The sequence below is a fragment of the Escherichia sp. WS338 genome (genome assembly GCF_046486405.1).
In the GTDB taxonomy this organism is placed as follows: Bacteria; Pseudomonadota; Gammaproteobacteria; order Enterobacterales; family Enterobacteriaceae; genus Escherichia; species Escherichia coli.
The window spans coordinates 20,172-33,452 of the sequence record NZ_JBJQLL010000035.1 but is presented as its reverse complement, the minus strand read 5'-3'; the positions used below and the strand labels follow the sequence as shown (position 1 = coordinate 33,452).

The window sequence follows — 13,281 nt, the reverse complement described above, 5'->3', positions numbered from 1 at the left end:
CTCCGTTGACCGAAGGAGATCAGTGAAGGTAATTTAAAAACGGTTCTGTGAAAGTGACACGAACCGATCTCCATCGATGTTACTCACCGATCTCCTTCACGGTAATACGCAACCAGGTAAATTCCCGCAGAAAACGCCCCAGCGGGATGTCTGTGGTGCGCCCGTCAGTGAGGATACGCACAAGGATACTGAATTTTCGGCGGTACGGGTTCCAGACAATTTCCGGACAGCGGTACGGCATTTCCCACGGAATACCGTCTTCCAGAATGCCGACCACGGCCACATCGGGAAAACCGGCAGAACGGTAAATCTCACCGGGCTGGGGAAAATCAAACATGCGTCCTGTCTCCCCGGTCTTTCTGCTGGGCGAGAAAATCGCGGCACAGGCCTTTGGCTTTCAGCTCATTCAGCACAAAATCAATATCTTCATTCAGGTAGCTGAAAATATGCGGAATGTAGAGCTGATGCAGGCCGGAGAGTTCACGGTGAATCAAATCACCCCCAACAAACTGGGATACGGCGCTGGCGCGGTTGAGCTTATGGTAAGCCTCAATGCTGAGGTGTTCACGGGCGTCATGACGCGCTGAGACGGTCTGAGGGGCTTTTTTATTACGCACGGGACACCTCCACCACCGGCAGACGGGCAGCAAGGGAGAGCACATAGTCACGGACAAGGGAACGGCGGGCGCTGCGTTCATCACCGGCGACGGTGCGAAGCATACAGATACGGGGATGACGGTCTGCGCGACGGACAGCCGCAAACACAAAGACAAATTCAGGGTGTGAGGGGGTAAGGGTTGTAGCCATGATGGCAGCCTCCGTTAGATAGCAGGTTACGCTATCGCCGGAGTTCTCACGCTCGATGGCGATAGCCCAGACGGGGGTGAGAATACCGGCTCTAACGGATACCGGCCAGCCCGGAGGCTGCCCCGCCTGAGCTACCATTGACTCTGCGGCATAATGAGCGGACGCGGGCAGGATGCACGGAATGCCATCTGCACGACTGACCACACACCACACCATAATCTGGCGCTCTGTGGCGTTGATTGCGACACAAAAAAAGACGCATGGCGCGTCATATGTCGCCGTTAGATTGCTCGGGTTCTCACGCCCGGCTGCCGATTTTGCGGCAGCGGAAAAACTATATCCGCAAATGCCGGAAAAAGGCAAGCCAGAAAAAGGGAGTTTTTGCAGAGCGGGCATCATCATGCGTCGTACCCCCGTTTGCGTCCGGCAATGCGCCCGGCCATCCATGCAGTGACTTCAGAGTGCAGCCAGGCCACATTTTTACCGCCAAGACTCACCTGCGGCGGAAATTCCCCCTTACGGATGAGTTCATAGATGGTCGAGCGTGACAGGCCGCACAGGTGCATCACTTCCGGAAGACGTAAAAAACGCTCCTGTGTGATGTCCGGCAGCGGCATCAGTGGCGTCACAGGGGCGGGAGACGGGGAAGAAAAAACAGCTTGCATCGGGCTACCTCGTTAATGTCCATACAGCACCGGATAAGTCCGTCCGGCTTCGGGTAGCGCTTTATTTTGTGAATATTTTCAGCAGACGCAACAGGGGGGATTTGTTCCGGCAGCCTTACAATGGCTGTGTATTTTTTGTACATTAGCGCCAGATAGCTTTAAAACGCTCTGGAAGGAGCTGGAAAAAATTATAGTGAAATACAAATTGTTTTTTCTTATTTATTTCAGTGAATTAATAAAAATAAAAAGTAATAAACAGCACAAAAAGCCCATCAACGGGTGAACAGTGGTGAACAGACGGTGAACAGTCATTACTGCGATTGTTCACCCTTTAACTTACTGTATTACTTATCTTTTTTCTTAAGGTGAACAGAGGTGAACAGTAAAATATAAAAAAACAAACAGTAAGCCGGTTTTTCCTGCGACCTTTTCCTGGCTTGCCGGTCTGAGGATGAGTCTCCTGTGTCAGGGCTGGCACATCTGCAATGCGTCGTGTTGCTGTCCGGTGTACGTCACAATTTTCTCAACCTGAAGTGACGAGGAGCCGGAAAATGTCTGACAACACCATCCCTGAATATCTGCAACCCGCACTGGCACAACTGGAAAAGGCCAGAGCCGCCCACCTTGAGAACGCCCGCCTGATGGATGAGACCGTCACGGCCATTGAACGGGCAGAGCAGGAAAAAAATGCGCTGACGCAGGCCGACGGAAACGACGCTGACGACTGGCGCACGGCCTTTCGTGCAGCCGGTGGTGTCCTGAGCGACGAGCTGAAACAGCGCCACATTGAGCGCGTGGCACGCCGGGAGCTGGTACAGGAATATGACAATCTGGCCGTGGTGCTGAATTTCGAACGTGAACGCCTGAAAGGGGCGTGTGACAGCACGGCCACCGCCTACCGGAAGGCACATTATCACCTTCTGAGTCTGTATGCAGAGCATGAGCTGGAACACGCCCTGAATGAAACCTGTGAGGCGCTTGTCCGGGCAATGCATCTGAGCATTCTGGTACAGGAAAATCCGCTCGCCAACACCACCGGCCATCAGGGCTACGTCGCACCGGAAAAGGCTGTCATGCAGCAGGTGAAATCATCGCTGGAACAGAAAATTAAACAGATGCAAATCAGCCTCACCGGCGAGCCGGTTCTCCGGCTGACCGGACTGTCAGCGGCAACACTCCCGCACATGGATTATGAGGTGGCAGGCACACCGGCACAGCGCAAGGTGTGGCAGGACAAAATAGACCAGCAGGGTGCAGAGCTTAAGGCCAGAGGACTGCTGTCATGATTTACTGCCCGTCGTGTGGACATGTTGCTCACACCCGTCGCGCACATTTCATGGACGATGGCACCAAGATAATGATTGCACAGTGCCGGAATATTTATTGCTCTGCGACATTTGAAGCGAGTGAAAGCTTTTTCTCTGACTGTAAAGATTCAGGAATGGAATACATTTCAGGCAAACAGAGATACCGCGATTCACTGACGTCAGCCTCCGGCAGTATGAAACGCCAGAAAAGAATGCTTGTTACCGGATATTGTTGTCGGAGATGTAAAGGCCTTGCACTGTCAAGAACATCGCGGCGTCTGTCTCAGGAAGTCACCGAGCGTTTTTATGTGTGCACGGATCCGGGCTGTGGTCTGGTGTTTAAAACGCTTCAGACCATCAACCGTTTTATTGTCCGCCCGGTCACGCCGGACGAACTGGCAGAAAGCCTGCATGAAAAACAGGAACTGCCGCCAGTACGCTTAAAAACACAATCATATTCGCTGCGTCTGGAATGAGGGCTGCCGGTTAACCCCGGCCGTCGCCGCACACCGTATTTTTATTCTTCAGCATGATGAGAAAGAGATAACGATGGAAAGCACTGCCTTACAGCAGGCCTTTGACACCTGTCAGAATAACAAAGCAGCATGGCTGCAACGCAAAAATGAGCTGGCTGCGGCCGAACAGGAATATCTGCGGCTTCTGTCAGGAGAAGGCAGAAACGTCAGTCGCCTGGACGAATTACGCAATATTATCGAAGTCAGAAAATGGCAGGTGAATCAGGCCGCCGGTCGTTATATTCGTTCGCATGAAGCCGTTCAGCACATCAGCATCCGCGACCGGCTGAATGATTTTATGCAGCAGCACGGCACAGTACTGGCGGCCGCACTGGCACCGGAGCTGATGGGCTACAGTGAACTGACGGCCATTGCCCGAAACTGTGCCATACAGTGTGCCACAGATGCCCTGCGTGAAGCCCTTCTGTCCTGGCTTGCGAAGGGGGAAAAAATTAATTATTCCGCACAGGATAGCGACATTTTAACGGCCATCGGATTCAGGCCTGACGCGGCTTCGGTGGATGACAGCCGTGAAAAATTCACTCCTGCGCAGAACATGATTTTTTCGCGTAAAAGTGCGCAACTGGCATCACATCAGTCTGTGTAAAACTCCCCGAAAATCCGCCCGTTTTTACTGAAAAAAGCCATGCATCGATAAGGTGCATGGCTTTGCATGCGTTTTCCTGCCTCATTTTCTGCAGACCGCGCCATTCCCGGCGCGGCCTGAGCGTGTCAGTGAAACTGCATTAAAACCGCCCCGCAAAGCGGGCGGGCGAGGCGGGGAAAGCACTGCGCGCAATGTATATGCTGAATTTTCTAATACATGCGAAGTCGCTTTTGGATGAACAAACTCAAGCTATAATTTTGCTTGAAAGCCTCATTTTTTCATACGCTTTTGTTTGGGCTTTTTGTGTTGGGGGCGATGCTCAGTGAAAGTGCAGCAAATGGGGGGGGAAATAATTAATTGAACCAGGGTAACAATGCCGCTAAAATTAGTGGGAGTTTGCAAGGCGATAGTTAAATATTATCGAGTTGCAGATGAAAGGAAGTTCTATTTGCTCATCTAAAGGATAGATGAGCTTTTTTAAATTTCATATTGGAGATTATATGACTGCTGACATTACTCTTGAAGATATTGAGAATTTAGAAGATGAATCTTATTATGAAGATGATAGTGAGCAACATCCGCCAAGTGATGTGATTGCCTATAATGAGTTGAGATCCTGCTCTGATTTAGTTCGCATGTACAATGAAGGAACTTTGAATATTCAACCAGATTTTCAAAGAGACATTGTATGGAATTCATCAGCTCAAACACGATTTATTGACTCCTTAATTAAACAGCTTCCTATTCCTAGCATGTGTTTTAGTTTTGATTATAATAGTCAGGAATGGCAGGTAATTGATGGGTTGCAGCGAATGACGTCAATAATCAGATTTTTATCTGACCCAAGCTGGCAACTGTCTAAGCTCGATGATATTGATAGTAAAATATCTGGTGTTCGTGTATCAGAGTTTCATAAACAAAAGACTGAATTGAATAATTTTTATAAGAGAGTGCAAAACTTAACAATTCCAGTCACTGTGCTTAGATGTGATCATTCTAAACTATCACATATGGAGTATTTGTTTACTATATTTCATCGGTTGAATTCTGGAGGCACAAGACTTAATAACCAAGAAATTAGGAATTGTATTTTTAGCGGTGAGTTTAATAATGCCCTCAAAGAAATGAATGAAATTGATGAGTGGCAAAAAATAGCTGGCTTGAATACCAAGAATTCGAATAGGTTTAAGTATATCGAACTTATCTTGCGATTTTTCTCATTTTACGATAACAAAGATAAGTATAAAGGCACTTTATCTAAATTTCTCAATGGCTATATGAAGAAAAACCGTCATTTAGGAAAGTCAGATATAGCTCTAAAAGAGGATTTATTTAAGAGGACCGTAGGTCTGGTGTGGAATAAAATATTACAACCCAATCCAATGAGACTTGGTAGTTCTTTAATGGAAGCCCTTTTATATGGTGTAGCAAAAAATATTGATCTTTTAGAGCAAGAAACTAGCGCTAGTTTAAGCCAGCGTTTTGATGATTTAAGGGCAGATAATTCATTATCAACGGCTTTTCTGAGCGGTGGTGTAGCCAGTAAGGAAAAAGTTGACGCAAGGTTAGATGCCGCTCTAAGAATATTTGGGTGAAATCATGATAGTTAAGGGGACAATTCATAAAACATTGAAAGAGTTAGATCGCCTCTTTACTAAGGAAACCGATCCTAAAAAACAGTTGTTTTATTCTAAGCTTGCTCTTATGGAGTTGTGCGGATGGATAGAGGTAACCATGGATAACATAATTGAAGGAGTTTGTAAAAAAAATATAACTAACCCTGAACACATAAAAAAAATCCAAAATGAAATAAAACGGAATTATAATTTCCATTATGAGGACAATTTTAAAAAAATGTTAGCCCAAGTTATAGGATTGAGCTCAATTGAAAAAATTGAAAAACAAGCAACACAACAAAAACTTTTTACATTAAAAGCCACTTTGACATCACTCAAGACCCCAAGAAATGCTGCCGCTCATACCTTTATAAAAGGTACTAGTATGACTATTGATGCTCCATCGGTGACGCTAGCAAATTTCATCATTTTATTTGATGGATTTAAGGATTTTAAAGATACAATGAAAACAATGAAACTTCTTTAAGTTAATCGCGCCCTAACTTGATAAGGGCGCTAATTAGATGAATATATATTATTTAAGGTTCCTTACAAAATCTCCCCACCAATTCATAAGTGTTATTCGCTGTGGCAGATAGGTGGTGCGATTGTATGCTTTTCTTACTTCATTTCTATCGGTATGTGCCAATGCTGATTCAATCACATCTGGATTTAAACCTGCCTCGTTCATCGCTGTACTGGCAATTGAACGCATACCATGTGCGACAAGTTTTCCACCATATCCAATACGTTTTAATGCTGCATTAGCAGTCTGGCTATTCATTGGCAGTTTAGGGTCATTTCTGCTCGGAAAAACATGTTCACGATGAGCACTGATTGGTTTCATCACTTCCAGAATTTCTAATGCCTGAGGAGATAGAGGAACAATGTGCTCACGTTTGGCCTTCATCCGTTCGGCTGGAATCGTCCAGAGCTTTGCATCGAGATTGATCTCTGCCCACCGAGTACCAGAGGCTTCAGAAGGGCGTACAAGGGTCAGTAGTTGCCACTCAATAAGACAACGTGTCGGAACAGACAGATTAGATATAATCAAAGAACGCATCAGCTTCGGTAATTCTTCTGGCCGGAGCGTAGGCATGTTTTGCTTTTTAGGTTTCTCAAAGGCCATCCCAATACCTGATGCTGGATTGGCATCAATCAGACCTGTGTTTACGGCGTAAATCATTATCTCATTAATACGCTGCACCAGACGACGTACCGTCTCTAGCGCCCCACGTGCTTTGATAGGCTCTAGGGCTTCAACAAGCATTCGGGCTTTGATTTGCTGAACTGGGATCTCACCGATGGCAGGGAATACATCTTTTTCTAGTGAACGCCAAATGTCTTTCGCGTAATCAGGGGTAACGCTTTTGCTTTTAAGCTGGAACCAGTTAGCGGCGACGGTTGAAAAAATACTGTCCAGTGCGATTTGCTGCTGTTCCTCTGCAATTTCAGCTTGAATTTGCGGGTCAATTCCGTTGGCTAACAAGGAAAGGTAATTCGCTCTTAACCGTCGGGCGTCAGCAAGTGAAAGGGTGGGGAAGGCACCTAGCCCCATCATTGTTCGCTGCTTTGTTGCTGGACGTTGATAACGGAAACGCCATAACTTCTTACCGTTCGTTTTAACGAGCAGAAAAAGACCATCGCCATCATGCAACGTTAGATCCTTTTCTAACGCTTTAGCGCGCAGAACCTCTGTGTTGGTCAGGGGGCGTGTCGTTCTTGCCACTTTGGCCGCTCCTTCATGAATTGGTATACGCGTTTAGGTATATATCCTACCGTATACCTAAACGTATACCAATAATCACTGGATTTAGCTGGATATCCTCGGACAACGGTAGACACAAAAAAGCCCGCAAAGCTTGTGCCATGCGGGCTTTCAGGATTTCTCCGGACGTATCCGGAAGAGCAAGTGGTGGAGCTGGCGGGAGTTGAACCCGCGTCCGAAATTCCTACATCCTCGGTACTACATGCTTAGTCAGTCTTTACATTCGCTTGCCAGCTGCGGACGGACACGCCACTAACAAACTAGCCTGATTAAGTTTTAACGCTTCAACCCCAGGCAGGGCTTCCACGCGATCTCTTTTGGGTTTGACCTCTCTTGATCCCCGTCCTAAGAGCGGAGGCTAGGGAGAGAGGGCTCTAAGCAGGTTATTAAGCTGCTAAAGCGTAGTTTTCGTCGTTTGCGACTATTTTTTGCGGCTTTTTACGAGGCCAACCGCCCCTCGGCATGCACCTTGGGTTTCGCAAATCCCGTCGAATCCAGAATCAGCCCCAATGTGTAACGGTAAGTATACCAGATTCATGAGTGCCATGACCAGCCTCAATGGCGTTATCGTTAAAGATTTAGCACCCATGTAGCCTGATTTTTATTCGATTAAGCAATGGGATGGCAACATTTGGGTCGGATGTGATAGCCAATAAGATGTGCATTCGCGCCGCCGGAGAGGGAGGCGCGGTGAGGAGCGGATCAATAATTGCAGTGCAGGTTTAACGGTGGGCGTTTTTCATGATACGCGCTTTATCCACCTGCCATTCGCGTTCTTTGATATCTGAACGTTTATCATGCTGTTTCTTACCTTTGGCGACGCCGATTTTCACTTTGCACCAGGCATTTTTCCAGTACAGGGAGAGCGCCACTACGGTATAGCCTTCTCGATTGACGCGACCGTACAATGAGTCCAGTTCGCGCTGGTTGAGAAGTAACTTGCGGGTACGGGTAGGATCGCACACCACATGCGTGGAGGCCACAGCCATTGGCGTGATGTTAGCGCCAAACAGAAATGCCTCTCCGTCACGCAGAAGGACGTAGCTGTCGCTGATATTGGCTTTTCCTGCACGCAGGGATTTAACCTCCCAGCCTTGCAGGGCAAGTCCCGCCTCGAACTCTTCTTCGATAAAGTATTCGTGCCGGGCGCGCTTGTTAAGCGCGATGGTCGCTGAACCAGGTTTATGTGCTTTTTTCTTCGTCATAAGCGTCGTGAATCATCGGTAATCTGAAATCGAAAACACCCCATATCAATCCTGCGGGGGACAAGGCTCTATCTTAGCATGAACCCGATGTTACCCAGCGCCGGGATAGCGTTTTTTTTACAGCAGGATAAATGATATTATTTGTTGGATTTTTGTTGATGGAAATTGTTATGCCTCAGATTAGCCGGACCGCACTGGTACCCTACAGCGCGGAGCAAATGTATCAGTTAGTGAATGACGTTCAGTCTTATCCTCAGTTTTTGCCGGGTTGTACCGGAAGTCGGATTCTGGAGTCCACTCCTGGGCAGATGACTGCGGCGGTAGATGTCTCTAAGGCTGGGATCAGCAAAACGTTTACTACCCGCAACCAGTTGACCAGTAACCAAAGTATTCTTATGAATCTGGTGGATGGGCCGTTCAAGAAATTGATCGGTGGATGGAAGTTTACGCCGCTGAGTCAGGAGGCGTGCCGTATCGAGTTTCATCTCGATTTTGAGTTTACCAATAAGTTGATTGAACTCGCCTTTGGCCGCGTGTTTAAAGAACTGGCGGCTAATATGGTCCAGGCTTTTACGGTTCGTGCGAAAGAGGTTTACAGTGCCAGGTAAAATTGCCGTTGAGGTGGCTTATGCGCTACCTGAGAAGCAGTACCTGCAGCGTGTGACGCTGCAGGAGGGTGCGACGGTTGAAGAAGCTATTCGCGCCAGTGGCTTGCTGGAATTGCGTACCGATATCGATTTAACTAAAAACAAAGTCGGCATTTATAGCCGTCCGGCAAAACTGAGCGATAGTGTGCATGATGGCGATCGGGTGGAGATTTATCGCCCTCTCATTGCCGATCCGAAAGAGCTGCGCAGGCAACGAGCAGAAAAATCAGCGAATAAATAACAGACAGAAAAAAGGTGCTCATTGAGCACCTTTTTTAACGTCTTTGAGAGCAACTTTATGATTAGTTACCACTCAGCGCAGGTTTATTATCAATATTGGTCAACACCCCGCTACTATTAAAGGTCAGCGTCAGCGTTTGCTGCGTTACACCTTCATGACCTGGTTGCTGGCGGAAGACATAGAACCAGGTATTCGTACCAAATGGATCGGACATCAGCGGTGTACCCAATGCGTACGCAACTTGTTGTTGCGTCATGCCAACGCGTATTTTGGATACGTCGTTAGCGGTCAGATAATTCCCCTGGTTGATGTCAGGACGGTAAACCACTCGCTCCAGAGTGGAACAGCCTGCGGTCAACATCAATAGTACTGCTGCTGCAGCAGTCAGCGTTTTACAGCGCATAGTGATTTGATTCCTTTTCGGGCCCGAGCAGTACGTGGCTCATCTGTAATATGCCGATGATAATAGACCTTTCATCACTTTAAAACCTTTTGCTTTCCGGTCTTACGGCGTTTTGCTGTTTACTCTGACCGTGAAGCAGGAAAAAAGTTTACGCCGCAAGCAGTTCTTTCGCATTCGCCAGTGTGTTACGTGTGACTTCACTGCCCCCAAGCAGGCGCGCCAGCTCTTGTAACCGCGCTTTTTTATCCAGGGATTGCATGTGTGTTTCTGTCATCGCACCATCGGTTTCTTTGCTGACAAAATAGTGTTGATGACCACATCCCGCGACTTGTGGCAGGTGGGTAACACACATCACCTGAGTTGATTCGCCAAGTTGACGCAGCAGTTTGCCGACAACTGCCGCTGTTGGACCGCTAATCCCTACATCCACTTCATCAAAAATCAGTGCCGGGGTTTCCATTTTACGCGCCGTGATGACCTGAATTGCCAATGCGATGCGTGACAATTCACCACCGGATGCGACTTTGGCAATAGGCTGCATTGGCTGACCTGGGTTGGTGGTTACCCGAAACTCAATACGATCGGCACCGTCAGCGCCCAGGTGATGCTCGTCAAATTTAACATCGATCGTAAACTGCCCATGCGGCATTGAGAGCGCATGCATACTGTCGGTGATCAGCAGTGCAAGTTCTTCTGCATACTGCTGGCGTTGCTGGTGTAATGCGCGCGCGGTTTCCAGTGCCTGCTGATGATGTTTCGTTACCGCCAGCGCGAGCGTTTCTTGTGAGTCGGCCTGATCGTCCAGTTGCTGCTGTTCTTCCAGTAGCGACTGGTAATACTGTGGCAATGCCTCAGGGCTGACGTGATGTTTACGTGCCAGCGAAATCTGTTTTGAGATGCGCTGTTCAAGTTCAAACAGTCGGTTGGGATCGAGATCCAGACGATCGCAGTAGTGGCGCAGTTCATCGCTGGCTTCAGCAATCTGGATGGTAGCTTCTTCCAGCATATCAAGTACGCCGGACAGTTTGCTGTCCATGCCAATCAATTCGCTCACCAGTTGTTTAGCCGTGTAAAGCTGACTTTGCAGGTTTGCGTCTTCACCGTCGGCCATTACTGCCAATGCATTCTGGCTGGTAGTCAGCAATTGACCGCTGTTCGCCAGACGTTTGTACTCTTCGTCGATTTGCTCAAACTCTCCGGGCTGCGGATTAAATTCGTTAAGTTCTTTTAATTGGTATTGCAGCAGTTCCGCACGGGCGGCGCGTTCCTGACTTAACTGTTGATGATGCGCGAGGTCACGGCAGCTTTGATGCCACAACTGATAACGTGCGGTCATTTCCTGGAGCAGAGAGGTTTCATTGGCATAGCCATCAAGCAGGAATTTTTGGTGCTCGGGTTTGGTGAGTAACTGATGGGCGTGCTGACCATGGATCTGAATCAGCAACTGGCCCAGTTCGCGAAGTTGTGACAGAGGAACAGCTGTACCGTTGATAAAACCTCGTGAGCGACCATCGCTACTGATTACGCGACGAAGCAAACATTCATGACCGTCTTCAAGCTGGTTTTCTTCCAGCCAGCGCAGGGCCGCTGGCGTATCTTTCAGAGAAAAACGGGCGCACAGGTCGGCACGAGCAGCGCCGGTACGCACCATGTCGGCTTCAGCGCGACCACCGAGACAAAGGCCGAGGGCATCTATTGCAATAGATTTACCCGCGCCGGTCTCGCCAGTTATTACGGTCATGCCGCTATGAAAATCAATCTCAAGCTCACGAACGATAGCAAAGTTGCTGATGGTCAGTTGTGCCAACATAGTTGTTTTCCTGTATGAAAAACCATTACTGTTATTGTGTACAGTATAAACTGGTTTTATATACAGTAAAGAGGCTGGCGTAAAATTAGAATAATTTTTTTGACCAGCCGAGCTTGGTGCTTAATGTATTGAAATAACTGTAATCTTTCGGATGAATCAGATTCAGATGGTAATCACAGCGACGAATCAGGACATCTTCACCTTCCTGAATCGGCAGTGCTATCTGGCTGTCGCAACTGATTTCCAGGTCGTTACGGCGATGCGAAAAACGCAGACGGATCGTGCTGCTGCTGTTTATCACCAGTGGTCGTGCTGACAACGTATGCGGGAACATGGGCACCAGGGTAATCGCATCCAGAGAGGGGGTCAGAATAGGACCGCCCGCAGAGAGGGAATAGGCGGTGGAGCCTGTTGGCGTCGAAATAATCAGTCCATCGGAACGCTGAGAAAACGCAAAGATCTCGTCGATATACACTTCGAACTCAATCATATGCGCCACTTTGCCAGGATGAAGTACCACTTCGTTAATCGCGGTGCTGATGCGTTTCTGGCAATCTTGCTGACAAACTTGCGCTTCCAGCAAAAAACGTTTCTCGCTGATGTAGTGGCCTTCCAGCACATCGGCTAATTGTTGCTGGGCGTTATCGGGGTCAAGGTCAGTCAGGAAACCCAGGTTGCCACGGTTGATTCCAATAACTTTAATATCGTAACGGGCGAGTGTGCGCGCCGCGCCCAGCATATTACCGTCGCCACCAACGACTACCGCGAGATCAGCCAGTTGCCCAATCTCCGCGAGCGTGCCAGTCTTCACATTCTTCAGTTGCAGTTCGTGAGCGATTTGCTGCTCAACGATGACCTCGTAACCTTTTGTGCACAGCCAGCGGTAGAGCATTTCATGTGTTGTCAGTGCAGTGGGGTGCCGTGGGTGTCCCACAATGCCAATACACTTGAAATGATTATTCATTTTTCCGAGGTCCTTGTTGCGAAGATTGATGACAATGTGAGTGCTTCCCTTGAAACCCTGAAACTGATCCCCATAATAAGCGAAGTTAGCGAGATGAATGCGAAAAAAACGCGGAGAAATTCATGAGTAGTAAAGAACAGAAAACGCCTGAGGGGCAAGCCCCGGAAGAAATTATCATGGATCAGCACGAAGAGATTGAGGCAGTTGAGCCAGACGCTTCTGCTGAGCAGGTGGATCCGCGCGATGAAAAAATTGCGAATCTCGAAGCTCAGCTGGCTGAAGCCCAGACTCGTGAACGTGACGGCATTTTGCGCGTAAAAGCCGAAATGGAAAACCTGCGTCGTCGTACTGAACTGGATATTGAAAAAGCCCACAAATTCGCGCTGGAGAAATTCATCAACGAATTGCTGCCGGTGATTGATAGCCTGGATCGTGCGCTGGAAGTGGCTGATAAAGCTAACCCGGATATGTCCGCGATGGTTGAAGGTATTGAGCTGACGCTGAAGTCGATGCTGGATGTTGTGCGTAAGTTTGGCGTTGAAGTGATCGCCGAAACTAACGTCCCGCTGGACCCGAATGTGCATCAGGCCATCGCAATGGTGGAATCTGATGACGTTGCGCCAGGTAACGTACTGGGCATTATGCAGAAGGGTTATACGCTGAATGGTCGTACGATTCGTGCGGCGATGGTAACTGTAGCGAAAGCAAAAGCGTAATTTCTGTTTT

17 protein-coding genes, 1 other RNA gene and 1 pseudogene are annotated in these 13,281 nt (G+C 48.2%); 9 read left to right on the top strand and 10 right to left on the bottom strand.

All coding sequences use genetic code 11. The features are described from left to right. Window positions 1-115: 115 nt before the first annotated feature. The 4 genes and pseudogenes from ACJHWT_RS21230 to ACJHWT_RS21215 all read right to left on the bottom strand — a co-directional run. Window positions 116-337 (bottom strand): annotated as a pseudogene (locus ACJHWT_RS21230) (hypothetical protein); the annotation flags it as partial. Continuing rightward, window positions 330-617, bottom strand: coding sequence for a hypothetical protein (locus ACJHWT_RS21225; RefSeq protein WP_001244665.1), 288 nt, complete (start codon window positions 615-617; stop codon window positions 330-332). The gene ACJHWT_RS21225 and the pseudogene ACJHWT_RS21230, both read right to left, overlap by 8 nt. Beyond that, window positions 610-1,209 (bottom strand): host cell division inhibitor Icd-like protein, encoded by a 600-nt coding sequence (locus tag ACJHWT_RS21220; RefSeq protein ID WP_025491911.1) that lies wholly within the window; start codon window positions 1,207-1,209, stop codon window positions 610-612. The genes ACJHWT_RS21225 and ACJHWT_RS21220 overlap by 8 nt, the downstream gene beginning before the upstream one ends. Continuing rightward, a complete protein-coding gene (locus ACJHWT_RS21215; protein WP_001149160.1) occupies window positions 1,206-1,472 on the bottom strand; it encodes a helix-turn-helix transcriptional regulator in 267 nt (88 codons plus the stop codon). Before ACJHWT_RS21215 ends, ACJHWT_RS21220 begins: the two co-directional genes overlap by 4 nt. A gap of 551 nt (window positions 1,473-2,023) precedes the next feature. Here ACJHWT_RS21215 and ACJHWT_RS21210 point away from each other — a divergent pair. From ACJHWT_RS21210 to ACJHWT_RS21185, 6 genes are all read left to right on the top strand, one after another. Then, entirely contained in the window at window positions 2,024-2,758 is a 735-nt protein-coding gene (locus ACJHWT_RS21210; RefSeq protein ID WP_025491912.1) for a hypothetical protein, read from the top strand. After that, a complete protein-coding gene (locus tag ACJHWT_RS21205) occupies window positions 2,755-3,255 on the top strand; it encodes an ogr/Delta-like zinc finger family protein (RefSeq protein WP_001583072.1) in 501 nt (166 codons plus the stop codon). The genes ACJHWT_RS21210 and ACJHWT_RS21205 overlap by 4 nt, the downstream gene beginning before the upstream one ends. Before the next feature lie 73 nt (window positions 3,256-3,328). Beyond that, window positions 3,329-3,901, top strand: coding sequence for a phage polarity suppression protein (locus ACJHWT_RS21200; protein WP_025491913.1), 573 nt, complete (start codon window positions 3,329-3,331; stop codon window positions 3,899-3,901). A 52-nt stretch (window positions 3,902-3,953) separates the two neighbouring features. Next, window positions 3,954-4,139: a hypothetical protein gene (locus ACJHWT_RS21195; RefSeq protein WP_071790076.1), complete on the top strand. Its 186-nt coding sequence runs from the start codon at window positions 3,954-3,956 to the stop codon at window positions 4,137-4,139. A gap of 229 nt (window positions 4,140-4,368) precedes the next feature. Then, the gene (locus ACJHWT_RS21190) at window positions 4,369-5,496 is read left to right on the top strand and encodes a DUF262 domain-containing protein (protein WP_025491914.1); all 1,128 of its coding nucleotides are present in this window, start codon (window positions 4,369-4,371) and stop codon (window positions 5,494-5,496) included. A 4-nt stretch (window positions 5,497-5,500) separates the two neighbouring features. Further along, window positions 5,501-6,004, top strand: a complete 504-nt coding sequence (locus ACJHWT_RS21185) for a HEPN domain-containing protein (RefSeq protein WP_029392136.1) — start codon at window positions 5,501-5,503, stop codon at window positions 6,002-6,004. A 48-nt stretch (window positions 6,005-6,052) separates the two neighbouring features. Here ACJHWT_RS21185 and ACJHWT_RS21180 read toward each other — a convergent pair whose 3' ends face one another. The 3 genes from ACJHWT_RS21180 to smpB form a co-directional block, all read right to left on the bottom strand. Next, window positions 6,053-7,246 carry an integrase domain-containing protein gene (locus ACJHWT_RS21180; RefSeq protein WP_025491917.1) on the bottom strand — a complete coding sequence of 398 codons (1,194 nt, stop codon included), beginning with the start codon at window positions 7,244-7,246 and terminating at the stop codon, window positions 6,053-6,055. A gap of 184 nt (window positions 7,247-7,430) precedes the next feature. Continuing rightward, window positions 7,431-7,793, bottom strand: a transfer-messenger RNA (tmRNA) gene (gene ssrA / locus ACJHWT_RS21175). Window positions 7,794-8,007: 214 nt separating this feature from the next. Then, window positions 8,008-8,490, bottom strand: coding sequence for an SsrA-binding protein SmpB (gene smpB / locus ACJHWT_RS21170; protein WP_000162574.1), 483 nt, complete (start codon window positions 8,488-8,490; stop codon window positions 8,008-8,010). Window positions 8,491-8,660: 170 nt separating this feature from the next. Here smpB and ratA point away from each other — a divergent pair, with 170 nt between their 5' ends. Both ratA and ACJHWT_RS21160 read left to right on the top strand, forming a co-directional pair. Next, on the top strand, window positions 8,661-9,098 hold the full coding sequence (ratA, locus tag ACJHWT_RS21165) for a type II toxin-antitoxin system toxin RatA (RefSeq protein WP_001300750.1): 438 nt from the start codon (window positions 8,661-8,663) through the stop codon (window positions 9,096-9,098). After that, a complete protein-coding gene (locus ACJHWT_RS21160) occupies window positions 9,088-9,378 on the top strand; it encodes an RnfH family protein (RefSeq protein WP_001117838.1) in 291 nt (96 codons plus the stop codon). Before ratA ends, ACJHWT_RS21160 begins: the two co-directional genes overlap by 11 nt. 61 nt (window positions 9,379-9,439) lie before the next feature. On the opposite strand, the gene bamE is transcribed toward ACJHWT_RS21160, so the two are convergent. From bamE to nadK, 3 genes are all read right to left on the bottom strand, one after another. After that, complete coding sequence (gene bamE, locus ACJHWT_RS21155) at window positions 9,440-9,781, bottom strand: outer membrane protein assembly factor BamE (RefSeq protein ID WP_001203437.1); 342 nt, start codon at window positions 9,779-9,781, stop codon at window positions 9,440-9,442. A gap of 148 nt (window positions 9,782-9,929) precedes the next feature. Further along, window positions 9,930-11,591, bottom strand: a complete 1,662-nt coding sequence (recN, locus tag ACJHWT_RS21150) for a DNA repair protein RecN (protein ID WP_000880930.1) — start codon at window positions 11,589-11,591, stop codon at window positions 9,930-9,932. A gap of 85 nt (window positions 11,592-11,676) precedes the next feature. Next, complete coding sequence (gene nadK, locus ACJHWT_RS21145; protein ID WP_001059169.1) at window positions 11,677-12,555, bottom strand: NAD(+) kinase; 879 nt, start codon at window positions 12,553-12,555, stop codon at window positions 11,677-11,679. Between the two features lie 122 nt (window positions 12,556-12,677). Here nadK and grpE point away from each other — a divergent pair, with 122 nt between their 5' ends. Then, window positions 12,678-13,271 carry a nucleotide exchange factor GrpE gene (gene grpE, locus ACJHWT_RS21140; RefSeq protein WP_001307957.1) on the top strand — a complete coding sequence of 198 codons (594 nt, stop codon included), beginning with the start codon at window positions 12,678-12,680 and terminating at the stop codon, window positions 13,269-13,271. Window positions 13,272-13,281: the final 10 nt, after the last annotated feature.